Here is a 23,408-nt window from a genome sequence, read left to right on the forward strand (position 1 = left end):
ATGAAGACATCTCCGGTCTGGTTCTTATTGTTGTTCAGTCTGATCTTAACCGGGTGTGTCAGCCACCCGGATTTCGTACCGCCTGAACCGGATGCGCAGGAATACGCACCGCCGACGCTGGATTATTCTTTACCGGAAGCGAAGAACGGCAGCCTGTATCGCCATCAGTTTGCCATGACCCTGTTCCGGGACCGGCGGGCTTTCCGGGTCGGGGATATTCTGACGGTGCAGCTGGACGAAGAGACGGAATCCAGCAAACAGGCGGACACTCAGTATGGCAAGAACGCCTCGGTGGACTTTTCCGCTCCGAGTCTGGGGGCAAATACCCTGAACGATCTGGCGGTGGGGATATCGGCAGACCGTGCGTTTGACGGCAGCTCTTCCTCTTCTCAGGGCAACCGCCTGGAAGGGGCGATTACCGTGACCGTACATGAGGTCTTGCCTAACGGTGTGCTGCGGGTACGTGGCGAGAAGTGGATCCGCCTCAATCAGGGCGATGAGTTTATCCGTCTCACCGGTATTGTCCGGGTGGACGATGTCAACCGACGCAATCAGGTCTCTTCTCAGCGTATTGGCGATGCCCGCATTACCTATTCCGGTCGTGGCGCTCTGGCCGACAGTAACAGTGCCGGCTGGTTGTCACAGTTCTTTAATAGCCCTTGGATGCCGTTTTGATGACGTATTTTTCTCGCTACCTATATGCCTGTCTGCTGGGAATAAACTTAGGCTTTACGGCTTTGGTTCACGCACAGGACACGACCCCTTTGATGGACCTGGTGGATGTGCAGGGCATTCGTAACAACCAGCTGGTGGGTTATGGCCTGGTGGTTGGTCTGGACGGGGATGGTGACCGGAACCAGGTGAAATTTACCAGCCAGTCGATCACCAACATGCTGCGTCAGTTCGGTGTGCAGATTGAAGACAATATGGATCCGAAACTGAAAAACGTGGCGTCGGTCAGCGTGACCGCCTCTGTCAGCCCGATGGCCGGGCCGGGACAGGAGCTGGATATCGTCGTGTCTTCTATTGGTGATGCCAAAAGCCTGCGTGGCGGCACGCTATTGATGACACCGTTACGTGGCGTCGACGGAGAAGTCTATGCGGTGGCGCAGGGCAATGTGGTGGTTGGGGGTGTGAAGGCCGAGGGCCGCAGCGGTTCCCGGATCACCATTAATACCCCGACCACAGGACGCATTCCCAACGGCGCGACGCTGGAACGCGAGATTGTTTCCGATTTCAACAGCAAGTCTAAGATCACGCTGAACCTGAAAAAAGCCAGCTTTACGACGGCGAAGAATATCGCCCGGGTGATTAATGACACCTTTGGCCCCGAAGTCGCCAGTGCGATTAACAAAGGCCGGGTCGAGGTACTGGCACCACAGGATACCGATCAACGCGTTGTTATGATGTCGATGCTGGAAGAATTAAACGTTGAAGAAGGACGCAAACCCGCGCGTATTGTCTTCAATTCCCGCACCGGTACGGTGGTGATTAATCAGAGTGTGAAGGTGAGCGAAGCGGCAGTCAGTCACGGCAATCTGACGGTGACGATTACCGAAGCGGATCAGGTCAGTCAGCCAAATCCGTTTGCAAAAGGAAATACCCAGGTTGTAAAGCGTTCTCAAGTGGATATTAATCAGGATGAAGCACAAATGTATATCTGGCCGGAAGGTACCGAACTGAGCGTGATTGTGGATGCAGTCAACAGTCTGGGTGCCACACCGGATGACCTGATGTCTATTCTGCAGGCGCTGGATGAAGCCGGCGCTCTGAATGCCGATCTGGTCGTGATTTAAGGGGGCATGGTGAAACTGAATAACAATACAGGCAGCATGCCGAATGCAATGCTGTATCACGACAACAGTGCGATGACGGAAGTGAAATATAACCCTAACCAGCAGGAGAAGCTGGAAGTGGTCGCGGGTCAGTTTGAAGCGATGTTTCTGCAGATGGTGCTGCGGCAGATGCGCAGTGCCAGCGATGTCCTGTCTGCGGAGGACTCTCCTTTCTCCAGCAAGGAACAGGGGGTGTACCGGGATTTTTATGACGGACAACTGGCAATTGAGCTGGCACGGAAACAGAACAGCGGGATTGCAGAGATGCTGGTCAGGCAGCTTAGCCCTGAGCAGTTGGGTTCCGTGGCACAAATGGTGGAACCGGCGAACGGTCCGTTCGCCGAAACCAGCCCCAAGACCGCACAAAATCAGCCGCTTAATATTAATACAGCCTCAGTCGCCTTTGATTTACAGAATCTTTCCGGGGAAACCTCAACATGGCCGGAACCGGTAAACAGTAGCGCTTTCCAGCAGCCGCTGATCCGAAAAATAAACAGTGAGTCGCTATGAGTATTATCAATATTGCGTTGTCAGGGCTGAATGCCAACAAAGTTGCACTGGATGTGACCTCTCAGAATGTTGCGAATGTGAATACTCCGGGTTACAGCCGCCAGCAGGCCACCATGGCATCGGTCAGTGCGACTAAATATGCAGGTATCAGTGCCGGTAACGGGGTTGAGATCACCGGCATTCGCCGGGTGACGGACCAGTATGTGGTGCGCCAGACATGGCTGACGAACAGCCAGCAGGCTTTTTCCGACAGTTATTCCACGAATATCAGTCAGATGGAGAGTATGCTCAGCTCTGACGCCTTCAGCATCAGTACGGGGCTGGATGACTTGTATGCCGCCCTGAATGATGCCTCGGTTAAGCCGGAATCCCTGCCGTTGCGCCAACAGGTACTGAACGAATCAGAGGCGTTAAGCAACCGCTTCAGCACTCTGAGCGAGTCACTGCTTTCCCAGCACCGGGATCTGAGCGGGCAGCGCACAGCGGTCATTGCTGAGGTCAACAGTCTGTTAGGCAATATTGCTGACGTCAATATGAAATTGTCCGAGCTGCAAAGCTCTGGCGGAAACCCGTCACAGCTGCAGGATGAAAGGGACAGGCTGATTGGAGAGTTGTCCTCGCGGGTGGATATCCGTACGACCGAGCAGCAGAACGGCAGCCTTCAGGTGACACTGGCAACCGGACAGCCGCTGGTTCTGGGGGAAGATGCCGCGCAGTTAAAGGCGGTGCCTGATGCTGGTGACCCTTACCTTGCTGAGCTGCACGTGGATTTTGCCGGGCAGAACTTTGCGATTACCGGCGATGTCGGGGCACAACTGGGCGCTATCGGTCAGTATCAGACAGAGGTACTGCTGCCGGATTATCAGGCACTGGATGATATGGCCGCGCAGCTGGCCGATGAAATCAATACTGTGCTGGCGGGCGGTAAGGATTTGCTGGGCAACGCGGGGCAATCTCTGTTTAGCTACGATCCGTCCAACCCAGCCTCAAGTCTGAAGAAAACGGGACTCAGTGCCGAAGAACTGGCATTTTCTGCGGATGGCACGCCCGGCAATAATGACGTGCTTCAGCAACTGATCGAGACCAGTAATACTCAGCTTACGATTACCGGCTATGGCAACATGAGTGCCCATGATACGTTTTCCTCCATGGTCGGTCAGACCGCCATTAAGGCCCGTCAGGCGATATCGGACTTCAATGCTGCGACTGCGCTGCATGATCAGGCCGTCGCGACCCGGGACAGCATGAGTGCCGTCAATCAGGATGAGGAAGCGGCCAACCTGATGACCTATTCCAATGCGTATCAGGCCAACATGAAAGTGATCAGTACCGCCAATGAGTTGTTTAATACCGTGTTACAGCTGTTCTAAGCGAAGGGAGTGAATGAAGTCATGATCAGAATCAGTGATAACCAGATCAGTCAGATGATGCTCAGCAGCCTGCAAAGTAATAATGCCGGTCTTGGTGAAGTATTACAGCAGATGTCGACCGGTGATCGGATGACCAAGTTGTCTGACGACCCGATCGGAGCGGTCAAGCTGATTAATCTGGAGCGGGAATCGAGCGCGATTGCCCAGTATCAGAATAATATTCAGAATGTAAAAACGACGCTTTCAGCTCAGGAAGTCAGCCTGACCTCAATCAATGACAGTTTGCTGAGTGCCCGGGATTTGGTGCTTTGGGGCTCAAACGGCACGTTAAGTGACCCGGACAGGCTAGGGATTATTCAGCAGCTTGAACAACTGAAAGCGGCGGTTTTTTCTACCGTGAACCGTAGCGATGAAGAGGGTCATTACCTGTTTTCCGGTACCCGGACCGATATCCCTGCCATGTCTTACGATGATACGGCTGGCTATACCGTGGACGGTAATGCTGATAAGCGCATGGTGACGGTGGCGAAAGGCATTTCGATGCAGTCTAACCTGACGGCGAAGGATATCTTCGATCTGGGCGGGAATGATATCCTGCAGCAACTGGAGCGGGTGATTGCCGAATTTGATACTCCGACTGCGGCATTCCGTACCGAGGTGGATACCACGCTGGCAGTACTGGATCAGACGGTCAACAATGTGCTGGGTGGCATTACTCAGATTGGTGGTCTGCACAATAATCTGGATCTGCTGGATAGCAGCCATGCGGATAATAAGTTGTTTGTGGATAAAGTCAGCAACGAGATCAGCGCACTGGATTACGGGGAAGCCTCGGTCCGGTTGTCTGATTATCAGGCTGCATTACAGGCGACTCAGGCCAGCTATATGAAAATCAGTGAGCTATCGCTGTTTGACCGCATGTAATGGGAGTGGTTGTGAACTCAGTTGTAGAACTCAGATCTCCGCAGGTCCGGATAACGGATCAGCAGAATAAAGCAACGGTCTTACCGCCCTCAAATGCTGGCCAATCCGGGGCCACCTCGTCGCGAGTGGCGCACGCCGGACGGCCCATGACATCCGCGACACCCGGGCAGTATTCTGCTTCTGGTGTCTCCCTTCAGCGCACTCAGCAGCAGGTCACGACCTCACAGGTGGCCCGTCAGGCACTGGGGATGATAGGTAAAGAACTGCAACTGATGAAGCGGGAACTCACCCAGTCACTCAGTACCGCCAGTATTACCCTGCCGGTGGCCAGTGAACGGGCTACTCAGCATCAGCACACCATCCGGCAGATTCTCGATGGTGCCAGAGTAGACGGCAGCAGGGTGCTGGATACGCAACTGAATGTTCACTATGACAGAGAGCCGAACCGGACCTTTACTATTCCGGGACTGGACCTTAAGCGTCATCGCCAGCAGGCAGAACTGGTACGCATTGAATTTCCCGGTCAGGGTACGGCGTTGCTACAGTTCAACCCGCAAGTGGATGATAAGAGACTGGCGCGGCAGATGGATCGCGATTTGGTGCCATTAGGGCTCAGAGTTCAGAGTGATACAGCAGGACAACTGCTGTTTTCGACCTCAGACGGCGCTTATCAGAAAATGCAGCAACAGGTCATGGTGACCGGACAGGGACACCGCTACCCCGCCGGCCAGGCCAACCTGATCACCACCCATCCGGAGCCGGAAGGGGTGGAAGATCTCAATGTGGTACTGAAAAGCCGAGACGCAGTACGCCAGACCCTGACGGGAGTCAACACCTGGCTGCGTCAGGTACAACAGAGTGTTGACACCATCAAGGGGCATCAGTCCCAACTGGTGGCATCGGCAGAAGCCCGTCCTCATTCTCCATCCGATACTGAGACCATTCAGAAGAAACTGACTGTCGTGAGTCAGGCCCGCACTCATTTTACTTCGACTTATCAGGCTCTCTCAGCACAGGCCAATGTGCCGCGTCATACCGTGGTTGCGTTGCTGAGCTAGAGCCTTACCTGTTGTCACAAGCCTTTGGGGGGCTGCGAGGCCCCCCCTTTTTTTTACGCCAGCATAAAGAAGAAATAGAGAAACAGAATAAAGGCGAGCAAGGTAGCAGAAAGGATGGGGTAGATGGTGTAGTAGTCATCTGACCGTCGCGAGCGGCGAAAGCAGAGAAAGGTCAGCAAAGTATTATACAGCACCAGAAGGGCACTGATGGTGACCCCTTCATTCAGGGTCAGGCTGGTCAGACGGATCAGAAAGGCGGTCAGCATCAGGTAGTCAATGACAATCAGCCAGGCGAAGACTTTCTGCAGCCGATCCGGTTTACGGTTATGAATTAGCTGATAAGGCATAGGAGACCTTATATTCCCAGTGGTAAGTAGCAGAAGAGGCAACCGGGAGCAGTCTCTCTGCCTGTTGTTATGCGTGTTGCGTAATCCGGTTTTGGTTATCCGGCTTCTTTTTCCCGGCGCAGAACCGGCTGATTAAACCGGGCCTGTTGTCTGGCTTTATCCAGCGCATTATTCGGCTGATGTTTGCCAAACAGAGCATCGACAATTTCCGCGGCCGGAGAGGTCAGGACAAACAGTTCGATACGGCGGTTTTCACTGGCGGTCGGCGATTCGGCGTTCAGTAATGCCCGGTCTGACATGCCGGTCACCTGCAGTACGCGGTTATCGGGCATACCACCGGACTGTAATGTCTGACGGGCAACATTGGCCCTTGACGCTGACAGTTCCCAGTTTGACCGGCTGTTGTGGCTTTTAAAACGAGTGGCGTCGGTATGACCGCTGATGATCAGCGGATTTTCTACTCTTTGAAACACCGGGGCCAGAGCCAGCAGCAGGTCTTCAAAAAACGGCGTCAGTTCTGCTCCGCCCCGGTTGAACATATGCTGTTTATAATCATCCTGCAGCACAATGCGTAGTCCCTGAGGGGTGACCTCAACCATGATATTACCCTGAGCGGATATCTGCCGGATCATCTCTTCGACCACTTTGGCCAGAACGGCCAGCTGCTCCTGTGTTTCGTACTTGCCTTGTATCAGCGAATTAGACTGTGATCCATCGCCATTCCCGCTGAAAAAGGACGCATTGGTGACCGCGGCGTTATGCGAACTCAAGTCGTTTGCTGAGCCACCAAAGTCAATCGGATGCATGCTGCTGGAGGTATCGAACGGGTTGCCGGCTTCACCGTCAAACACGCTGGAGCTGTTAAGATAGGAAACGATCGCTTCCCTTTCTTCCTGGTCGACGACAGAGGAGAGCCACAGCACCAGAAACAGAGCCATCAGCGCGATCATGAAATCAGCGAAAGCGACTTTCCATGCCCCGCCATGTGCTTCATCATGACCGGATTTATAACTGCGCTTAAATACAACCTGTTCGTGGTTTTGCATTACCCCTCCTGGCTGGCAAGCCATTTCTCCATTTCGTTAAAGCTGGGTTTGATATCCAGCTGAACATGTTTTCGTCCGGCATCAATCGCCAGTAGTGTCGGCTTCTTGGCGACATAGGCAACCAGAGTCGCACGGACACACTCATAGGCTGACATCTCCCGTTTGACCCGCTGAGCCATGGCGTTACTGGCCGGGTCAAGCAGGCAATAACAGCCGAATATGCCGAGGAACGTTCCGACCAGAGCGGCGGCAACATGGTAGCCGATCATCGCGATAGAGCCGTCAATGGACTGCATGGTAATAATGATGCCCATCACTGCCGCCAGAATACCAAATCCCGGCAGCGCCTCTGCGGTACGTTGCAGCGAGCGGGAAGGCAGCAGCAAATCCTGCTCAATGGCGTGGATTTCCTGCTCCAGCAGTCCCTCTAATTCATGAGGCGACATTTGCCCCATCGCCATTAAACGTAAATTATCCGTAATGAACGCGACCAGGTGGTCGTCCTGCTTAATGAGTGGATACCGGCTGAAAATATGACTGTTTTCCGGGTCTTCAATATGGGTATCGAGAGACTTGAATCCGCTGTTGCGGATGGTTTCCAGTAAGATTTGCAGAAGGGCCATCAGTTCCATGTAGTACTGTGGCTCTTCTTTGCGGGCGGAGGTGATCTTTCTCAGTTGCAGGCGAATCTCTTTAAGAACGTGTGGCGGGTTGCCGATAATGACCGAGCCCAGCGAAGCGCCGACAATGATCAGCATTTCCGCAGGCTGCCAGATCGCAATTAGATTGCCGCCTGCCCAAATGTAGCCTCCGAACACACAAAGAATAATAATAAAAACACCAATAATTTTTTGCATGGAAACTCCTAACTGGACAGATATTGGTTAAGTTGTTTTAAGGCCTGTTTGTGCAACTGGCAGATACGGGGTGCAGTCAGGCCGAGCACCTCGGCGATTTCGTGCAGATTCATTTCGTGCTGGTAGAACAGGGTGATCAGCAGTTGTTCCCGTTTATTGAGGTTCGACAAGGCCACTTCCAGTGTTTTGCGCATCTGTTCGTGGGCGATATTGTCCCCGCGGGGATCCGGCCCGGTGTCTCCGCCCGCTTCTAGTAACTGATCCAGACTCTGCATTTCACTGGCCATACTGGCCTGCAGCCGTTGATGATAATCTTCCCGGCTGGTACCCAGTGCGGCGATAATTTCCTGCTCGGTTGGCTGCCGCCCCAGTTTCTTGGTCAGATCCCGGGTAACGTCATTCAGTTCATGGGCTTGCTGGCGGGTCTGGCGGGAACGCCAGTCCAGACGGCGTAACTCATCCAGAATCGCACCGCGGATCCGGCATACGGCGAACGCCGGAAAGTTAGGGTCATCGACGTTTTCATAACGGCGAGCCGCTTCAAGCAGCCCCATTAATCCTATCTGCTGCATATCGTCAGTGCTGCAATGGGTATTGCTGTGGCAACTCAACTGGCTCACTACCCGCTTTACGATGATCAGGTGTTGTCTGAGTAACTGTTCTTCGTTAAATGCAGAGCTTGCCGGGGAGTAACTGACTTCCGGCTGATAGTCAGCCGCTGGGTTGGCATCAAGCATGGCGGCCTCACTGAATGACATATTTGGTCAGAATGACATCGTCAATATCCTGAACAAAGTGGGTGTCTGCAAACGCTGTCAGCAGGGTGGCTTTCACTTCGTTCTGTAGGGTGTCTATTTCCCTTTGCGCCTGCAGATCTTCATAGGCTTTGTTGCTGAACAGTCTCAGCAGCGCGTTGCGAACCAGAGGCATGTACCCGTCAATCGCTTTTATCTGTTCAGGTTTGTGCGTTTTGACCGCAATCTCCAGCATGATAAAGTGGGTTTGTTGCTTGCCTTTGACCCCGAGTACCAGTTTCTCCAGAGAATGAAAAGTCGGTTTATCTTCGGGTTTATTGTCGCTCAGCGACAGGCGGGAAAGGACAGACTTAAAATCCAGTTTGTTCTGGTTTTGCATATACCAGACGGTGCCGGCCACCGTAGCTGCCGAGACCGTAAGGCAGGTCAGCAGCATGGCAACGAAAATCATAATAGTATTACGTTTAGTCATGAATGGAATTCCTTGCTATGCACTGGTTGATAACCAGTAGTCAGACGAGTGTGGTCGGGTGTTGTCTTCGCTGTCCGTCGGGGTGGCTGAAGTGATCTGGTAGGTGTCATCTTCATCCTGATAGAACGGCTGCGATGAATCCTGCGGGGTATCGGTTCCCACATTCACATCCACATGAACAAACTGTTGCAGCTGTAGTTCATGGCGAAGACGTTCCGAGACCTGAACCAAGGCTTCCCGTACCTGAGCATGGTTGGCATTGATCTGAACATGAAGGCGGTCGCCATCCACTTTAACCAGCAGATCCAGTTTACCCAGCTCTGGCGGGTCGAGACGGATGCGGGCCTCCTGCATTTTCTGACTGGCCTGCATGGACACCCGGTCCTGCAGTATCTGCATCATTTGTTCTCCCCACTTGCCCTGCGAGGTATCGACCTGAATATTGGCCCAGGCGGGCTTATCTGTGGCGGCAATGCTGTTCGGGCTTGCGGCCGAAGCATGCTGTACGGCGGAGGCAGCGGGATCGGCCGATGTTGCTATGGTGGCAGTGCCGGCCAGCGGCGCATCATGCCGGGACAGAAACAACTTATTCAGTTGATCTGACGGGGTGACGTTCGCCGTATTATTGCTTTTCAGCAGAGCCGCGGTGTCTTGTGAGCCAAAAGACAGCTGGTGTTGCTGAAGACGGTACTCCGAACCTGTCAGGCGTAGCCCTGCCTGTACGCCTGTAGGCCGTGACCCGCCACTCAGTGCCTGAGTCTGAGCCAGAAGGTCGGCTTTGCTGTCCGGCATGTGTGCAGCCCTTTCCTGATAAGGCATGCCCAAAGGTGGTACTGACGCGGACAGATCTGAGGTATGAACGACTGGTTCTGCCTGGGGTGTGTCGCTGGCGTCCGCATCGACATCAGCCGTGCGGCGGCCAACTGTATCACTGACGGAAAAAGAGGCCGGTGCGCTGTAGTGCTGAGCAAAACTGGCGGGCTTTTTCTGGCCGTCTGCTACGGTCTGTGCGGAGAAGCCCGGCCGAACGTTCATGTCTTCAGAGGCGCGCGCCGGTGAGGGCTGCGGTGTCTGAGCTGGTGTCTGAATGGTTGCACCCATGGGTTACTCCAGGTTCATGGTCATCTGATAGGCCAGATTACGTTCTTTGGTTTCAGTAAAGCTTTTTAGCTGTTCGTTCAGCCGGTCCCGGGCATCGGACAGCGTGGTATAAGCTTGCTGATGGCAGCCTTTCAGATAGGTCATTTCCTGTTGTAACAGCGGAGACAACTGCATCTGCTGACACTGTTTCAGCAGAGGTCGCAGTTCCTTATCCAACTGCTGGATCTGTTGCCAGTCAGCATGCTCAGTCGCACTGAGCAGCTGTCGGGCGTACCGCTTGAGCTGATGAGGCGTGATATTATGCATGCTTGCCAAATCCCTCCCAGCCCTCACGGATAGTGGTGATGACCTGTTCGGCGGTTTCGATGCGGGCGTTATCATTATTGACGCTGGCACGGAACAGTTCGGTCTGGATAAAGTCGTACAGGTCGTGCAGATTGGCGGCAATTTCACCGCCATTGTCTATATCCAGTGCACTGTCCAGTCCGATCAGAATGTTCATACACTTGTTAATGCCTTCCCCTTTTTCGGCCAGACGTTTTGCGCTGATATGTCCTTTGACCCGAACCAGTTCATCCAGCAGGCCGTCAATCAGCATCAGCACCAGCTGGTGTGGTGTCGCAGAGGCTGCCTGTGCATCGAGGTTAACCTGCTGGTAAGAGTCATATCCGGAATCGTGCATTAGCATGGTGTGGTTCCTTATACTGAGAACAGACCGGAAGTCTGATTCATTTGAGTCATAAGATTGTTCATCTGGGTAAACTGGGTCAGGTAACGTTGATAAGAGATGTCATATTTGCGTTCCAGAACCGTCAGTTTGTCGTCGATGCGGCTGATGTTCTGCTGGAGAGAATCTTTTCGCGAGCTGAACAGGCCGGTCGAGTATTGGGTGTATGGGGCAATGATGGCGTCGATGGAGTCGAACAGATTGTCTGTGCCACTAAACATGGCTTCCAGCGTTGAACTGTTGTTTAGCTGAGCCTGCTCGAAACGTTCACTGTCGAGAGTCAGGGTGCCGTTGCGGTCAATACTCAGCCCCATTTCCATCAATGTTTTGCCTTCATAAGAGGTATGGAACAGGTTACTGATGCGCGTTTCAATCGAGCGGATCATGCTGTCGCTGGCCAGTACCCCTCTGGCCGTATCTTCGTCCCCGGAGTCCGTATATTTTTCGATGGTCGACATCAGTGTGTTATAGGCGTCGATGATGGTATTGACCTGTTCTTTACTGCCTTCCGGATCTGCACCAACCGTAACGCTGACAGGGGTATCACCCGATGTCTGGGCTTTCGTTACGGTAAGATCGACGCCCTCAATTACCCCGCTGAAGGTGTTTGAACTGTTCGTCAGTTGCAGACCGGTCCCCTCTGCGCCGAGCCAGATAACGGCATCTTGTGGGGTACTGATATCGGTTTGGGCGGCAAAGGCATCTTCAAACCAGGCTTGTCCGGTGCCACTGGCGGCGACACTGATGTTGTTGGCGGCTCCCGTTTCTGTGCTGCTAAGCATAAAATGCGTTGCACCATCGGTTCTGACCAGAGTCGCATTGATGCCGGGATTGTCTGAGGCGTTGTTGATAGCGTTAATCAGCTCGGAAATGGTGTTCACCCCATCACCGTTAGCATCAATGGTCGATAAATCAATGGACAAGGTGTTGCTGTTTTGGGTGAAATCCAGCATGCCGACAGCCGGTACTTCGGTATCGGCGGTGATGGTGTCCGGCATACCCACAGACATCTGGTGGGCCGTCGCGACCTGCTCCACAAACACCTGATAACTGCCTGACAAGGCACTGGCATCAGCGCTGGCAGAGAAGTACCCGTCCTGAGACAGTGTGGCAGCATTTTGCAGAATGCCGCTGGTGCTGGTGTTCAATTCACTGACCGTACTACGGAAATCCTGTAGTGCCGTTTCGATGGCTGTCAGGGCACTCAGCTGATTTTCATACTTCGTTTGCTGTGTGGTGTAACGGTTTTGAAACCCCTGAATGTCATAGGTCGCTAAGTTCTGTGCCATTGTTGCTGGGTCAATAGAGCTCATTGCCAGACTCCTTAATTAAACTGAGGTATAAATCGCAAGGAATGTGCCACGTCCATATAAAATAAAACCCTTTAATATCATATGGTTGTGATTTTATTTTTTTAGGCGGCGGAAGTGTTGCTTCCGCTTCGGTTTCCGCCTGATATTTCCGTATTCCTTTACGCTTAGAACAAAAAAAGCCTCCACGCGGGAGGCTTAGTCAGATTCCGCACATCAATATGCGTCAGCTTTGGATTAACCCAGCAGAGACATCGTCAGGCCGGAAAGCTGGTTAGTACGGGACAGGATGTTAGTACCAGCCTGCATCAGCATCTGGTTTTTAGTCATGCTGGAGGTTTCAACCGCGAAGTCAGCATCAGTGATACGGCCTTTCGCAGCAGAGGTATTTTCGATCATGTTGCCCAGGTTAGAGATGGTGTGATCCAGACGGTTGATTGTCGCACCCAGACCAGAACGTGCAGTACCTACCAGACCCAGAGAGACCGCCATTTCATCCATGGTTGTCAGAGCACTTGCCTGATCAGCCAGGCCGGTTTTAGCAGTAGTCAGGTCGTCATAGGCCGCGCCAACACCAGTGTCAACCGTTGTCGCAAGGTCCAGAACTTCCGCAGACGATGAACCGATTTGCAGGGTCAGGTCACCTGTTTTGATACCAGAAGTCGTAATCAGGGTGTCACCAGCGTAAGTGGTGTTGTCCATGATGTTGTTCAGTTCAGCTTCTAGCTCACCGAACTCTGCATTAAGTGCGGTGTAGTCATCAGCACTGTTGGTGCCGTTCGCTGCCTGAGTTGCCAGGTCATTCATACGGTACAGGATGTTAGTGACTTCATCGAATGCACCTTCCGCTGTTTGCAGCATAGAGATGCCGTCCTGTGCATTGCGCTGCGCAACGGCCATGCCGCGGGTGTTCAGTTCCATACGGCTGGAGATTTGCAGGCCTGCAGCATCGTCAGCAGCAGAGTTGATGCGGTAGCCTGTGCTCAGACGTTCCATTGCTGTGTTCAGCAATTCTGAAGTATTGTTCAGAGTGTTTTGAGTAACCAGTGATGCATAATTTGTGTGCATTGAAAGAGCCATGATAGTTCTCCTTATCAAATCTATCTGAGGTTGGTTCCTGCTCACATACTCTATGCGGATGTATCTTGCGGAGAATTAACCGGAAAATAAAAAAAAATGCTGATTATTTCACCTGAAAGTAGAACTGTGATTTGTGCGACAAATTTACTTCGTAATCAGACAGCAAATTTAATTTTTTTCAGCGTTATTTCTTCAAAAACTCGTTTTTGCTTTCCTTTTCATTGAGATGAGAATTAGGACCGTGGGTGGAATATGAGATCGGAATATCGCTGATATAGCCGAAATAGTAGGTTGTCCCCAGTTTTTTCAGCTGATTGAGTTCTTTTTGTGTATTGACCTGTCCGGAGACCAGGCACAAGTGGTGGCTACGGATGTATTTGATGATCGGTATCAGTCCGACCTGAGCATTAAAGTCATGCAGTGGCTGAGAAACCTTGATGGTTTTTGGTTCAAGCAGCTCCAATTGTTCCAGATAAGGGGTCGGTGATTTGACATCAAACCAAAGCTCGGCCGTATGTTCTCTCAGAGGCTGCAACTGAGAAGCCAGCAATGAGAGGTCCAGATCCGGATTAAACAGCTGCACGGTCGGAATAATATGCCTCAGTGCTTTTTTATGCTGACTAATAAGCTGACGGATAAACTTCTGAGTATCCGGGCAGGAAAAAATATCAGCGCGGATTGGCACCACCAGATCGTTAATCACATCAGGGTGGAAGGTTTCCAGCTGGAAGCTTATCTGGTGGATGGCAAGTGACAGACTATACAGATCCAGACATCTTTTGACGGCTTCGGAGGTATCAAAATGGTACACACTCTGCTCACCATTGCTGCCAAAGCGCAAAGTCAGGTGCTGGTATGTTACCTGATCCGTACGGATATGCCGGATGGGCTGGCAGGCATGGCGCACATCATTATGGGTAAAGGCTTCCAGCAGTATTGCATCATCTGGGGTTTCCGGCTCTTTCGGCAGCCGTCTCAGTATGCTGTCGTACAGCGCCTGACTTCTTAATACGTTATCCAAGGTTACCTACCACATTGATCTGTTTGTTCTCAGGAACTTCGTTATAGGACAGTACTGCCAGCCCTTTCGCAAAGGTACGGGCATAACGTGACAGCAGAGGCCTTAGCTGAGGCATCACCAATAAGATCGGCGGCATGCCCTGCTGTTTCAGTTGTTGCCTGACGACCGGCAGATTCTGCTGGAACTGGTTGAGAATATTGGGTTCGACCGGGAAGCTATCCAGCATGACGGGACCGGCGGACTGTGCCTGCTGCAGCGAACTGAGCAGGATTTGCTCCAGATCGTTGGATAGCGCGTAAACATTCAGATCGTTTTTATCACCGTTGAGAAGGCCGATCAGGGTACGGCGCAGGCTGCAACGGACATCGGCTGCGATCAGGATCGGGTCTTTGGTGTTTTCCGCACTTTCCAGCATGGTATTAGCGATGGTGCGAATATCTTTCAGCGGTACCTGATCCAGCAGTAACTGACGATAGACTTTAAGCTGTTGAGCCGGAGTCAGGGCGGCATTCAGGGCTTCCGCCAGTTTAGGAGCTTGTTGGGCGAGCCTCTGCATCAGCAGTTCGACATCATCGTGAGTGAATAATTCGTCCAGATGGGTTTTCATCACTTTGCTGATGTGGGTGGCGATAACCGTGGCATCATCCACCACCTGATACCCCATATTGAGCGCCTTGGCCTTATTCTGGTGTTCAATCCAGACGGCGGGAAGCTGGTAAGCCGGGTCGCTGCCAAGTATGCCGTCGATGTCACCGTAGGTTTCTCCCACAGCAATCGCCATATAACGGTCTGGCTCGATAAAGCCTTGCTCAATGACTTCGCCGCAAACTGAGATAGTGTATTGGTTGGGCTTGAGGCTCAGGTTGTCGCGGATACTCAGTTCAGGCAGCAGGAAGCCTGCCTGCTCGGACAGGTTTTTTCTGATCCCGCGGATACGCTGTGACAGTGGCGCGCCCTGAGTTTTATCCACCAGGTGGACCAGACGGAATCCGAGCGCCAGAGACATGCTGTGGACATGCGGGATATCCTCCCAGCTCAGGGGATGCTCATCCTCATGCTGCATGGCATCTGAGATGGTTTGCAGCTCATCTAACTGATGTTCGTGGCCGGGGGTTTTGGTTTGTCGCCAGCCAGAAAAAGCCAGCACGGCGGCAAATGAGAAAAAGGCCAGATGCGGCATACCCGGTACGAGGCCGATGATCAGCATCACAGCCGCAACCGTAAACAGGGTTGCGGGTGAGGCCAGTAATTGTTTGCCCATCGACTGGGCCATATCTTCATCGCTATCATTGATGCGGGTGACGATAATCGCCGCCGACGTAGCCAGCAGCAGGGACGGGATCTGGGCGACCAGACCATCACCTATGGTGAGTAGCGCGTAGGTTTTAAAGGCTTCGGCAGCCGGCAGATCATACTCAAACACCCCGATACTGATCCCACCAAGGATATTGATAAACAGGATCAACAGGCCCGCTATCGCATCCCCGCGGACAAACTTGGAGGCACCATCCATGGAGCCGTAGAAATCGGCTTCATTGGCCACTTCTTTACGCCGTTGTTTGGCGCGTTCCTGATCAATCAAGCCGGAATTGAGGTCAGCGTCGATCGCCATCTGCTTACCCGGCAGGGCATCCAGAGTAAAGCGGGCGGCCACTTCCGAGATACGTTCGCCACCTTTGGTGATCACCACGAAGTTGATGATCATCAGTATTACGAAGATCACCATACCGACCACATAGTTACCGCCGATCACCACTTCACCGAAGGCCTGAATCACTTTACCGGCGGCATCACCGCCATTATGACCATTCAGCAGTACCACCCGGGTCGATGCCACGTTCAGAGTCAGGCGCATCAGGGTGGCGATCAGCAAAATGGTCGGAAAGACGGAGAAATCCAGAGGTCGTTTGGCTGTGGTGCTGACCAGCAATACCAGAATCGCCAGAACGATATTAAAAGTAAACAGGGCATCCAGCAGTAGCGGGGGCAAGGGGAGAATTACCATCGCCAGTATCATGAGAAGGGTCACGGGAATACCCACGTACCCTTTGCCGGTTGTTCTGAGTGTCTGTATCCAGTTAAGCATCTGATCGTCCGTTAATGCTGTAAATGTTTAGGTATAGCGAAAGCTGGCAGAGGCTGGGGCTGGTTACCCTGACCTTGTCTGAAGGCTTTCAGTTGTAATACGTAAGTGAGAATATGCGCTACCGCTATATAGAGTTGGTTCGGTACTGCCTGTTCTATCTGAGTGGTGTGGTAGATAGAGCGGGTCAGTGGCGGTGAGCTGATCACCTCGACCTGACTCTCGCGGGCGATGCGCTGAATGTGCATGGCCACATCGTCGATGCCTTTCGCGACGACAAACGGTGCGTCATAGACCGCCGGATCATACTTAATGGCGACCGCATAATGGGTCGGGTTAATGATCACCACATCGGCATCCGGTACGGTTTTTTCTATTTTCCGCCGGGCGAACTGCTGCTGAACCTGACGGATGCGCTGTTTGACTTCTGGACGCCCTTCGTTGTTTTTGAACTCTTCTTTCAGCTCCTGCTTGGTCATTTTCAACTGCTTCATATGCTCCCAGCGCTGGTAGGGGATATCGACCAGTCCGAACAGCAGCAGCGTACAGCCCATTAGCAACACGCCGTCAAACAGGATCTGCAAAATAAGCATAACCCCTTGTTTAAAGGGCATACCCTGCATGCCCAGCAGTTCGATCAAATGACTATCCAGATAGGTGTAGAGCAGCAACAAAATCACACAGACCTTTAACGACGACTTGAGTAGTTCGGCCAGAGAGCGGGTAGAAAACATACGTTTGATGCCGGACAGAGGATTCAGTTTGGACAGTTTGGGAAAGACGCCCGGCAGGTGAAACAGCCAGCCGCCCAGTACCATGCTGCCGCCAATGGTCGCCAGCAGAATAACGGCGAACAGGGGCAGCAGCAGTTGAATGATGATACCCAGACTGTTGCCCAGATGTTCCAGTGTTTGCCATGGATTCTCTAAATCAGCCCGGGTCAGGCTCATATTAAAGCGAAATACGCCGGACAGGCTGTGCCAGACAGACTCTATCTGAGTATAGAAAAACAGCGCCACCACGATGAACAGCAGGGAGGTGGTGAACTCTTTGGCCCGAGGTATTTGCCCTTCGCTACGGGCTTTTTTTATTTTCTGTGGTGAGGCTTTTTCGGTTTTATCCTGAGACGACTGATTACTCATATGCCTCCCGTGATATAGCGTTGCAGCTCATTCAGGGTGACGTGTACCAGCTCGGTATAACGGGCCGGGACATTGCTCACGGAGATCAGTACGGCGAACAGACCGAGCAGCATGGTCATCGGAAAACCCAGCGCGTACACGTTCAGGCTGGGGGCGGCCCGGTTCATCACGCCGAAACTGATATTGGCCAGCAACATGGAGACGATGGCCGGCAGCGCCAATGCCAGTGCTGCCGTAAACATCCAACTGCCCATATTGATGACGCCCTGTATCGATACGTCGGATAATCCGGAGCCGACCGGCCATACCGAGAAGCTCTGTACCAGAATATCGATGACCAACAGATGGCCTTCCAGAGCCAGAAACAGCAGCATAGAGAAGATCTGAAACATTCTCCCTAATACCGCGACCGAGAGCCCGTTTACCGGATCGTTCATGATGGCCATCGCCAGTCCCATCTGCATGGAGACAATCTGACCCAGCATGGTCAGGACAGTAAACAGCAGATGCAGGATTAGGCCGAAAAGGATGCCCCATACGGCTTGTTCCAGTGCCAGTCCAATGGCGGCGAAAGAGAGCAGATCAATCTGCGGCATGGCGGGCATAAGAGGGGCAGTAATCACCACCAGAGACAACGCAAGTAATGCCCGGACCCAGACCGGAATCAGGGCATCGCCAAAGAACGGCATGGCCAGCAGAGCAGCCCCCATACGGAAAAAAGGCCACCAGAACTGGCCCATCCAGGCATTCAGTTGTTCGAAACTCATCTCCACCAGATTGACTCCTCCGCCATTACCCAATCATGCCGGGGATGTTGTGAAACAGGTAATCGAACAGGTCCATCAGCTTACGGATCATCCAGTGTCCGGCAAAAATGACCATCAATAGCGTGACCAGCAGACGGGGCAGAAAGCTCAGCGTCTGTTCATTGATTTGGGTGGCAGCCTGAAAGATAGCGATAACCAGGCCGACCAGCAGGCCGGGGATAATCAGGACCATGACGATATTGATGATGATCCATACCGCATCGGATATCAGGGTGACCGCAAGTTCCGGTGTCATGGTGTTTCCTCTTTATCCGAAACTGGCAGACAGGGTGCCGACCGTCATGGCCCAGCCATCAACCAGTACAAAAATTACCAGTTTGAACGGCAGGGAGACAATCAGTGGAGACAGCATCATCATCCCCATCGCCATCAGCACACTGGCCACCACCAGGTCGATGATCAGAAAAGGGATAAACAGCATAAAGCCGATCTGGAAGGCGGTCTTCAGTTCGCTGATAACAAAGGCCGGCAGGACAACGGCAAAGGAGATGTCTTCAACGTTCTGATCCAGCGGTTCATTGGCGATGCGCAGCATCTGCTCCAGCGCGGTTTGCTGGGTCTGACGCAGCATAAATTCCCGCACGGGCTTTTCCGCTGTGCTGAAAGCCTGCATCAGCGTGATTTCACCAGCGTCGTAAGGCTTGAAGGCGTGGTCATACACATCACTCCAGACCGGACGCATAATCAGGATAGTCAGCGCCAGAGTGATACCCACCAGTACCCGGTTAGGCGGGCTCTGTTGCAGACCCAGAGCCTGACGCAAAATCGCCAGCACGATAATAATGCGGGTAAAACTGGTCGCCATGAGCAGAAAGGCCGGAATAAAGCTCAGCGCCGTCATCAGCAACAGAATCTGTAGCTTGACACTGTAGGCCTGTTCGGTTTGACCGTCGGTTACCGTCAGGATGGACAGCCCGCCATTGTCGCCAAGAGGGGCGGCGATAGCCGCATGGCTGACACCAGCGGTCATCAGCCCCAGTATAATCAAAGACCAGAAGAGACGGACTGGCAGAACACGTTTCATGTTTAGTCACCGATAGAGTCGAGTGGCGACTCCAGTACATCGATCAGACGCATACCGTATTTATCGTTAATCACCACCACTTCTGCATGGCCCATCAGCGAACCGTTGACTTTCACGTCCAGAGGCTCGCCATTGAGCTTGTCCAGCTCAATCACACTGCCTTCTCCTGCTTTCATCAGTTCACCAAGAGAAAGCTCTGTGCTGGACACTTCCAGAGTCACGGTCACCGGGATTTTCCGGAAAAAACTCAGGTCCCGCTCTGCCATCGTATCTGCCGCAGCGGTAGGGGCGGTGTCGCTGTCAAACGATTCCAGTTCCAGATCGTCCAGCATCAGGTCATCGGCATTGAAAGCCGTTTGCTCGTTAACATTACTCATCATGTTCAGTCCTTCAGAATTAATACCAGCTGTCCATTTTGTTCAGCCACATGTCCGGTAAACAGGCGTTCCTGGCCGATGCTGACAGGCATGTTGGAAAGCAGTTCTATATTGATGATGTCGTCAGGTTGTAGTTTCAGTACCTGATCTAAAGGCAGGGTTTTACGGCACAAGACGGTGTTTAGCCTGACCGGGGTATTCTCCAGGGCTTTATCAAATTTATCCTGGATAGCCGGATGAGTGCCTAAGTTCAGCTCGTCGACCAGCGTTTGTACCAGAGTGCTGTCCAGGTCAATATACAGTGACCCGGATATGTCATTTAAACTGAGCGTAAATTCTGCGCGCAGGCTGATCTCTTTGCCGCTGATCGCATCCACAATGTGCCACATATCGGCCGGCGCAATATGGGAAGCAAACAGCTTCGCGATACGTTGTTGCAGGCGCAGATCGCTGCTGGTGATAGCGTGGGTGATGGCTCCGCTGTCGTCAGGTGTGCGCTTTACATCAGCGGCATAGAAGCCGTCGGACAGGCGCATCAGTAGATCCATCGGCATGCTGGTTGTGATAAGCCCGCCTTCCTGATGCCGGAGTATTGCTGGCTTTTGCTCATAGGTTTTCGATTCTTTAGCCTGAACGTCAATACCATTAAATAATAAACTGATACCTGGCTCTTTTAGCCACTTTCTGAGCAGGTGTGTTATTTCTGAGGTTGCCTGGAGCAAAATAGTATGCAACTCATTCTTTATTGAATGAATAGGTTTGCCCAATAATTCAACACTGACACTCGTTATGTCTGCATCTGGTTTATTATTCAATCGTTTCATTGTTCGTTATCTGAAATATTAGTGTAAAAAAACGGTAATCTATATCGGCTTGGTATTATTCTCTTTATTTTAAATTAGGCGTTTGTCTATTTTTAATGCTGAGATTAACCTACATAAAAGGTTTTTAATTAGCTCATTTTGCTAAACTGTGATCTTAGTCCACGCATTAAAATTTTACCAAAAATGGGGCTTTTTTTGACAAAAATTTAATGCAAGCTTACATACCCAGATAGGCAGTCTGCATCAAATGAACACTTGTTTTATATAATATTGATGTAAGTTACTGTATTTAATTTTAATTTTAATTTTAGTTTTGCGAGAAAATTTATCGTGAATGGCAATCATCTGGAATTTCAATGGAAAGCGGTTTCATGATGGTTATTTAACAATAAATAAAATTTATTAATTAGCTCGGGCGGCTGCATTTTGGCGGTCTTAACATTTTAATATAAAATTTAACATAATGTTAACTCACGGATGTGAAAATATATTTTATTATGTTTCGGTATTACTCTCTTTCAACAGCACTTATCTTGTCCGTGTTAAGCTCTTATTGTGGGTTTTCGCTGGCAAAAGACATATCTGTTCCTATGGATATTTCCAGGTGGGAATATAAAGGAGACCAGTTCAGCTGTTTATTAAATCAAAAAATAAAAAATTTTGGTGATGTTGCGTTTATTGCTGAACCCAACCATATTCTCCAGTTTCAACTATCCAGTTTCCGGTTTCCTCAGCCAGTTGACCATGCCCGGGTTTATTTTCTACCTTCCCCTTATCTGGACAGTCAGAAGAAAGAGTTGGTTACCCAACAGGCTGTCATTAAAAATCAAAAGGTTATATTTACTCATTCTGTTGCCGGATTAGTGTCTGCGGTGTCTCGTGGAGCCTGGATCCAAGTGACGACGGATGCTTCCGGGGAGTCATTCTCTGTCCGTCTTCCGGCCGTCAATATTAACGAGCCAATGGCGCGCTTTAATCAGTGTCGCGCCGCATTGCCGGACATGTCATTTAAGCAGGCCAGAGATACTGAACTGCATTATCAGTTAGGCCAGAGAACCGTTAATCCGGAGCAGAAACATATTTTGTCGCAACTGGCGCATTATGTGCGGCTGGATAAAAAAGTGACTCATGTATTGATCGATGGTCATACGGACAATGTTGGCTCTGCAATAGGAAATAGACAGATATCCCGTGTCAGAGCCGACGACGTTGCCAGCATACTGGAAGCGGAAGGGGTTCGCTCCGCCTTGATTGAAGTACGTGCCCACGGGGCGCGTTATCCGGTCGCCAGCAATGAAACCGAGCAAGGGCAGGCCAGGAACCGTCGGGTGACGATCAGGGTTATTCGTTCTGAAGGAAAAGGATAAGCGCCATCATGCAGTGTAAAAAGATACAGCTCATAGAACCTGATCTGGATACCGCAAACCAGATGGCCGGCATTCTGGCTCTGGCAGGGTATCAGGTTATCCACTCCACCTCTGGCAGAGAGGTGCTGAGTGGTCAGGATGCCTCGATCACTCTCATTAGCTCGGAGCTGTCTGATATAAGTATGACGGACTGGATTCGTCGTCATCAGCAGAGCGGGTCGGGCAGAAGCGCCATTGCGGTGGTGAATCAGGATCAGGGCTTGCTGGCGGCTGATGCCATGAAGGCCGGAGCAACCGATTATCTGTTACGGCCATTTGAGCCCAATCAGCTTCTGAGCCTGTTGCGCCGGGTGGAAACCCTGGAAAAACCGATGGCGAATATTGTTGCTGAGTCCTGGCGCAGTAAGCAGGTTCTGCAACTGGCTCATCGGGCGGCCTGCACCAATGCAACGGTACTGATCACCGGTGAATCCGGGACGGGTAAGGAAGTACTGGCCCGTTATGTTCATGAACATTCTTCCCGTAGTAAAGCTCCGTTTGTGGCGGTGAACTGTGCGGCTATTCCCGAGAGCATGCTGGAAGCGGTACTGTTCGGTCATATGAAAGGGGCGTTTACCGGGGCGACCCAGACCCAGACAGGGAAATTTGAGGAAGCCAACGGCGGCACTATTTTGCTGGACGAAATAGCCGAAATGTCGCCGGCTTTGCAGGCTAAGCTGTTGCGCGTCTTACAGGAGCGGGAAGTGGAGCGTATCGGCAGCCATAAAACGGTCAAATTAGATATCCGGGTGGTGGCAGCCACCAATCAGGATTTGCGGGTGGCGGTTCAGAAAGGAATCTTTCGTGAAGATCTCTATTATCGCCTGGATGTGCTGCCTCTGCACTGGCCTCCGCTTCGTGAACGACCGGAAGATATTCTGCCGCTGTGCCGGTTCTTTGTGCAGAAATATCAGGAAAAGAGTCAGTGCCGGCTTGGCGAAGATGCGCAGGGGGCCCTGCTTCAGTACCACTGGCCCGGCAATATCCGGGAACTGGAAAACATTATTCAGCGGGCCCTGGTGATGCGCCACGGTGATGTGATTACCGCTCAGGATTTGATGCTGCCGATGGAACATATGAACGGACAGCAGAGTCATCGGGCTATGCAGGAATGTGGTCATATTGAGGCCAAGAAAAAAGCGGAATTTCAGTACATCATTGATACCTTGCGTCAGTTCGGTGGTAACCGGACCCAGACTGCAAATGCTCTGGGTGTGACGACCCGGGCATTGCGTTACAAATTAGCCGCCATGCGTGAGCAGGGCATTGATTTACAGGCTGTGCTGGGATCAGCAGCTTAATTTGGAGAGAA

At 51.9% G+C, this 23,408-nt stretch carries 26 protein-coding genes; 8 read left to right on the plus strand and 18 right to left on the minus strand.

All coding sequences use genetic code 11. From position 1 onward, the window contains the following. From flgH to DI392_RS11900, 6 genes are read left to right on the plus strand one after another with little or no spacing between them, the layout of a single operon-like run. Nucleotides 1–675: a flagellar basal body L-ring protein FlgH gene (flgH, locus tag DI392_RS11875; protein ID WP_109320126.1), complete on the plus strand. Its 675-nt coding sequence runs from the start codon at nucleotides 1–3 to the stop codon at nucleotides 673–675. Beyond that, nucleotides 675–1,796, plus strand: a complete 1,122-nt coding sequence (locus DI392_RS11880; protein ID WP_109320127.1) for a flagellar basal body P-ring protein FlgI — start codon at nucleotides 675–677, stop codon at nucleotides 1,794–1,796. Before flgH ends, DI392_RS11880 begins: the two co-directional genes overlap by 1 nt. A 36-nt stretch (nucleotides 1,797–1,832) precedes the next feature. After that, nucleotides 1,833–2,345, plus strand: a complete 513-nt coding sequence (locus DI392_RS11885; RefSeq protein WP_425445694.1) for a rod-binding protein — start codon at nucleotides 1,833–1,835, stop codon at nucleotides 2,343–2,345. Next, nucleotides 2,342–3,715 (plus strand): flagellar hook-associated protein FlgK, encoded by a 1,374-nt coding sequence (gene flgK, locus DI392_RS11890; RefSeq protein ID WP_109320128.1) that lies wholly within the window; start codon nucleotides 2,342–2,344, stop codon nucleotides 3,713–3,715. The genes DI392_RS11885 and flgK overlap by 4 nt, the downstream gene beginning before the upstream one ends. A 24-nt stretch (nucleotides 3,716–3,739) precedes the next feature. Next, on the plus strand, nucleotides 3,740–4,639 hold the full coding sequence (gene flgL / locus DI392_RS11895; RefSeq protein WP_109320285.1) for a flagellar hook-associated protein FlgL: 900 nt from the start codon (nucleotides 3,740–3,742) through the stop codon (nucleotides 4,637–4,639). 11 nt (nucleotides 4,640–4,650) lie between these two features. Further along, nucleotides 4,651–5,697, plus strand: coding sequence for a flagellin (locus DI392_RS11900; RefSeq protein ID WP_146194533.1), 1,047 nt, complete (start codon nucleotides 4,651–4,653; stop codon nucleotides 5,695–5,697). A 53-nt stretch (nucleotides 5,698–5,750) separates the two neighbouring features. Here DI392_RS11900 and DI392_RS11905 read toward each other — a convergent pair whose 3' ends face one another. The 18 genes from DI392_RS11905 to DI392_RS11995 form a co-directional block, all read right to left on the minus strand. After that, nucleotides 5,751–6,044: a hypothetical protein gene (locus DI392_RS11905; protein WP_109320130.1), complete on the minus strand. Its 294-nt coding sequence runs from the start codon at nucleotides 6,042–6,044 to the stop codon at nucleotides 5,751–5,753. A gap of 95 nt (nucleotides 6,045–6,139) precedes the next feature. Further along, complete coding sequence (locus DI392_RS11910) at nucleotides 6,140–7,090, minus strand: flagellar motor protein MotB (RefSeq protein WP_109320131.1); 951 nt, start codon at nucleotides 7,088–7,090, stop codon at nucleotides 6,140–6,142. Continuing rightward, a complete protein-coding gene (gene motA, locus DI392_RS11915) occupies nucleotides 7,090–7,947 on the minus strand; it encodes a flagellar motor stator protein MotA (RefSeq protein WP_109320132.1) in 858 nt (285 codons plus the stop codon). The genes DI392_RS11910 and motA overlap by 1 nt, the downstream gene beginning before the upstream one ends. A gap of 8 nt (nucleotides 7,948–7,955) precedes the next feature. Next, nucleotides 7,956–8,684 carry a FliA/WhiG family RNA polymerase sigma factor gene (locus DI392_RS11920; RefSeq protein WP_109320286.1) on the minus strand — a complete coding sequence of 243 codons (729 nt, stop codon included), beginning with the start codon at nucleotides 8,682–8,684 and terminating at the stop codon, nucleotides 7,956–7,958. A gap of 7 nt (nucleotides 8,685–8,691) precedes the next feature. Continuing rightward, a complete protein-coding gene (locus DI392_RS11925; protein WP_109320133.1) occupies nucleotides 8,692–9,174 on the minus strand; it encodes a flagellar basal body-associated FliL family protein in 483 nt (160 codons plus the stop codon). Between the two features lie 15 nt (nucleotides 9,175–9,189). After that, entirely contained in the window at nucleotides 9,190–10,275 is a 1,086-nt protein-coding gene (locus DI392_RS11930; RefSeq protein ID WP_245884038.1) for a flagellar hook-length control protein FliK, read from the minus strand. Nucleotides 10,276–10,278: 3 nt separating this feature from the next. Next, nucleotides 10,279–10,581: a hypothetical protein gene (locus DI392_RS11935; RefSeq protein WP_109320134.1), complete on the minus strand. Its 303-nt coding sequence runs from the start codon at nucleotides 10,579–10,581 to the stop codon at nucleotides 10,279–10,281. Beyond that, on the minus strand, nucleotides 10,574–10,963 hold the full coding sequence (gene fliS / locus DI392_RS11940; protein WP_109320135.1) for a flagellar export chaperone FliS: 390 nt from the start codon (nucleotides 10,961–10,963) through the stop codon (nucleotides 10,574–10,576). Before fliS ends, DI392_RS11935 begins: the two co-directional genes overlap by 8 nt. A gap of 11 nt (nucleotides 10,964–10,974) precedes the next feature. After that, on the minus strand, nucleotides 10,975–12,315 hold the full coding sequence (gene fliD / locus DI392_RS11945) for a flagellar filament capping protein FliD (protein WP_109320136.1): 1,341 nt from the start codon (nucleotides 12,313–12,315) through the stop codon (nucleotides 10,975–10,977). 234 nt (nucleotides 12,316–12,549) lie between these two features. After that, entirely contained in the window at nucleotides 12,550–13,392 is an 843-nt protein-coding gene (lafA, locus tag DI392_RS11955; protein WP_109320137.1) for a lateral flagellin LafA, read from the minus strand. 184 nt (nucleotides 13,393–13,576) lie between these two features. Continuing rightward, nucleotides 13,577–14,413: an EAL domain-containing protein gene (locus DI392_RS11960; protein ID WP_109320138.1), complete on the minus strand. Its 837-nt coding sequence runs from the start codon at nucleotides 14,411–14,413 to the stop codon at nucleotides 13,577–13,579. Continuing rightward, complete coding sequence (gene flhA / locus DI392_RS11965) at nucleotides 14,406–16,499, minus strand: flagellar biosynthesis protein FlhA (RefSeq protein WP_109320139.1); 2,094 nt, start codon at nucleotides 16,497–16,499, stop codon at nucleotides 14,406–14,408. Before flhA ends, DI392_RS11960 begins: the two co-directional genes overlap by 8 nt. Before the next feature lie 11 nt (nucleotides 16,500–16,510). Continuing rightward, nucleotides 16,511–17,638: a flagellar biosynthesis protein FlhB gene (gene flhB, locus DI392_RS11970; protein WP_109320140.1), complete on the minus strand. Its 1,128-nt coding sequence runs from the start codon at nucleotides 17,636–17,638 to the stop codon at nucleotides 16,511–16,513. Continuing rightward, nucleotides 17,635–18,405: a flagellar biosynthetic protein FliR gene (gene fliR, locus DI392_RS11975; RefSeq protein WP_181388420.1), complete on the minus strand. Its 771-nt coding sequence runs from the start codon at nucleotides 18,403–18,405 to the stop codon at nucleotides 17,635–17,637. The genes flhB and fliR overlap by 4 nt, the downstream gene beginning before the upstream one ends. A gap of 25 nt (nucleotides 18,406–18,430) precedes the next feature. Continuing rightward, complete coding sequence (gene fliQ, locus DI392_RS11980) at nucleotides 18,431–18,700, minus strand: flagellar biosynthesis protein FliQ (protein ID WP_109320142.1); 270 nt, start codon at nucleotides 18,698–18,700, stop codon at nucleotides 18,431–18,433. A gap of 12 nt (nucleotides 18,701–18,712) precedes the next feature. Then, complete coding sequence (gene fliP, locus DI392_RS11985; RefSeq protein WP_245884046.1) at nucleotides 18,713–19,435, minus strand: flagellar type III secretion system pore protein FliP; 723 nt, start codon at nucleotides 19,433–19,435, stop codon at nucleotides 18,713–18,715. Nucleotides 19,436–19,491: 56 nt separating this feature from the next. After that, nucleotides 19,492–19,866: a flagellar motor switch protein FliN gene (fliN, locus tag DI392_RS11990; protein ID WP_109320289.1), complete on the minus strand. Its 375-nt coding sequence runs from the start codon at nucleotides 19,864–19,866 to the stop codon at nucleotides 19,492–19,494. A gap of 5 nt (nucleotides 19,867–19,871) precedes the next feature. Next, nucleotides 19,872–20,690: a FliM/FliN family flagellar motor switch protein gene (locus DI392_RS11995; RefSeq protein WP_109320144.1), complete on the minus strand. Its 819-nt coding sequence runs from the start codon at nucleotides 20,688–20,690 to the stop codon at nucleotides 19,872–19,874. 590 nt (nucleotides 20,691–21,280) lie between these two features. On the opposite strand from DI392_RS11995, the gene DI392_RS12000 reads away from it, so the two are divergent. Both DI392_RS12000 and DI392_RS12005 read left to right on the plus strand, forming a co-directional pair. Beyond that, nucleotides 21,281–22,057, plus strand: coding sequence for a MotY family protein (locus DI392_RS12000; protein ID WP_181388415.1), 777 nt, complete (start codon nucleotides 21,281–21,283; stop codon nucleotides 22,055–22,057). Nucleotides 22,058–22,065: 8 nt separating this feature from the next. After that, on the plus strand, nucleotides 22,066–23,397 hold the full coding sequence (locus tag DI392_RS12005; RefSeq protein WP_109320146.1) for a sigma-54-dependent transcriptional regulator: 1,332 nt from the start codon (nucleotides 22,066–22,068) through the stop codon (nucleotides 23,395–23,397). Nucleotides 23,398–23,408: the final 11 nt, after the last annotated feature.

Origin of the sequence: Vibrio albus (genome assembly GCF_003144035.1) — a bacterium.
Classification (GTDB): Bacteria; Pseudomonadota; Gammaproteobacteria; order Enterobacterales; family Vibrionaceae; genus Vibrio; species Vibrio albus.

What these genes read in the sequence shown, in the direction of transcription:
- flgH (WP_109320126.1), top strand. Translation starts at nt 1, where the DNA reads ATGAAGACATCTCCGGTCTGGTTCTTATTGTTGTTCAGTCTGATCTTA.
- DI392_RS11880 (WP_109320127.1), top strand. Translation starts at nt 675, where the DNA reads ATGACGTATTTTTCTCGCTACCTATATGCCTGTCTGCTGGGAATAAAC.
- DI392_RS11885 (WP_425445694.1), top strand. Translation starts at nt 1,833, where the DNA reads ATGCCGAATGCAATGCTGTATCACGACAACAGTGCGATGACGGAAGTG.
- flgK (WP_109320128.1), top strand. Translation starts at nt 2,342, where the DNA reads ATGAGTATTATCAATATTGCGTTGTCAGGGCTGAATGCCAACAAAGTT.
- DI392_RS11905 (WP_109320130.1), bottom strand. Translation starts at nt 6,044, where the DNA reads ATGCCTTATCAGCTAATTCATAACCGTAAACCGGATCGGCTGCAGAAA.
- DI392_RS11910 (WP_109320131.1), bottom strand. Translation starts at nt 7,090, where the DNA reads ATGCAAAACCACGAACAGGTTGTATTTAAGCGCAGTTATAAATCCGGT.
- motA (WP_109320132.1), bottom strand. Translation starts at nt 7,947, where the DNA reads ATGCAAAAAATTATTGGTGTTTTTATTATTATTCTTTGTGTGTTCGGA.
- DI392_RS11920 (WP_109320286.1), bottom strand. Translation starts at nt 8,684, where the DNA reads ATGCTTGATGCCAACCCAGCGGCTGACTATCAGCCGGAAGTCAGTTAC.
- DI392_RS11925 (WP_109320133.1), bottom strand. Translation starts at nt 9,174, where the DNA reads ATGACTAAACGTAATACTATTATGATTTTCGTTGCCATGCTGCTGACC.
- DI392_RS11930 (WP_245884038.1), bottom strand. Translation starts at nt 10,275, where the DNA reads ATGGGTGCAACCATTCAGACACCAGCTCAGACACCGCAGCCCTCACCG.
- DI392_RS11935 (WP_109320134.1), bottom strand. Translation starts at nt 10,581, where the DNA reads ATGCATAATATCACGCCTCATCAGCTCAAGCGGTACGCCCGACAGCTG.
- fliS (WP_109320135.1), bottom strand. Translation starts at nt 10,963, where the DNA reads ATGCTAATGCACGATTCCGGATATGACTCTTACCAGCAGGTTAACCTC.
- fliD (WP_109320136.1), bottom strand. Translation starts at nt 12,315, where the DNA reads ATGAGCTCTATTGACCCAGCAACAATGGCACAGAACTTAGCGACCTAT.
- lafA (WP_109320137.1), bottom strand. Translation starts at nt 13,392, where the DNA reads ATGGCTCTTTCAATGCACACAAATTATGCATCACTGGTTACTCAAAAC.
- flhA (WP_109320139.1), bottom strand. Translation starts at nt 16,499, where the DNA reads ATGCTTAACTGGATACAGACACTCAGAACAACCGGCAAAGGGTACGTG.
- flhB (WP_109320140.1), bottom strand. Translation starts at nt 17,638, where the DNA reads ATGAGTAATCAGTCGTCTCAGGATAAAACCGAAAAAGCCTCACCACAG.
- fliR (WP_181388420.1), bottom strand. Translation starts at nt 18,405, where the DNA reads ATGAGTTTCGAACAACTGAATGCCTGGATGGGCCAGTTCTGGTGGCCT.
- fliQ (WP_109320142.1), bottom strand. Translation starts at nt 18,700, where the DNA reads ATGACACCGGAACTTGCGGTCACCCTGATATCCGATGCGGTATGGATC.
- fliP (WP_245884046.1), bottom strand. Translation starts at nt 19,435, where the DNA reads ATGACCGCTGGTGTCAGCCATGCGGCTATCGCCGCCCCTCTTGGCGAC.
- fliN (WP_109320289.1), bottom strand. Translation starts at nt 19,866, where the DNA reads ATGAGTAATGTTAACGAGCAAACGGCTTTCAATGCCGATGACCTGATG.
- DI392_RS11995 (WP_109320144.1), bottom strand. Translation starts at nt 20,690, where the DNA reads ATGAAACGATTGAATAATAAACCAGATGCAGACATAACGAGTGTCAGT.
- DI392_RS12000 (WP_181388415.1), top strand. Translation starts at nt 21,281, where the DNA reads ATGGATATTTCCAGGTGGGAATATAAAGGAGACCAGTTCAGCTGTTTA.
- DI392_RS12005 (WP_109320146.1), top strand. Translation starts at nt 22,066, where the DNA reads ATGCAGTGTAAAAAGATACAGCTCATAGAACCTGATCTGGATACCGCA.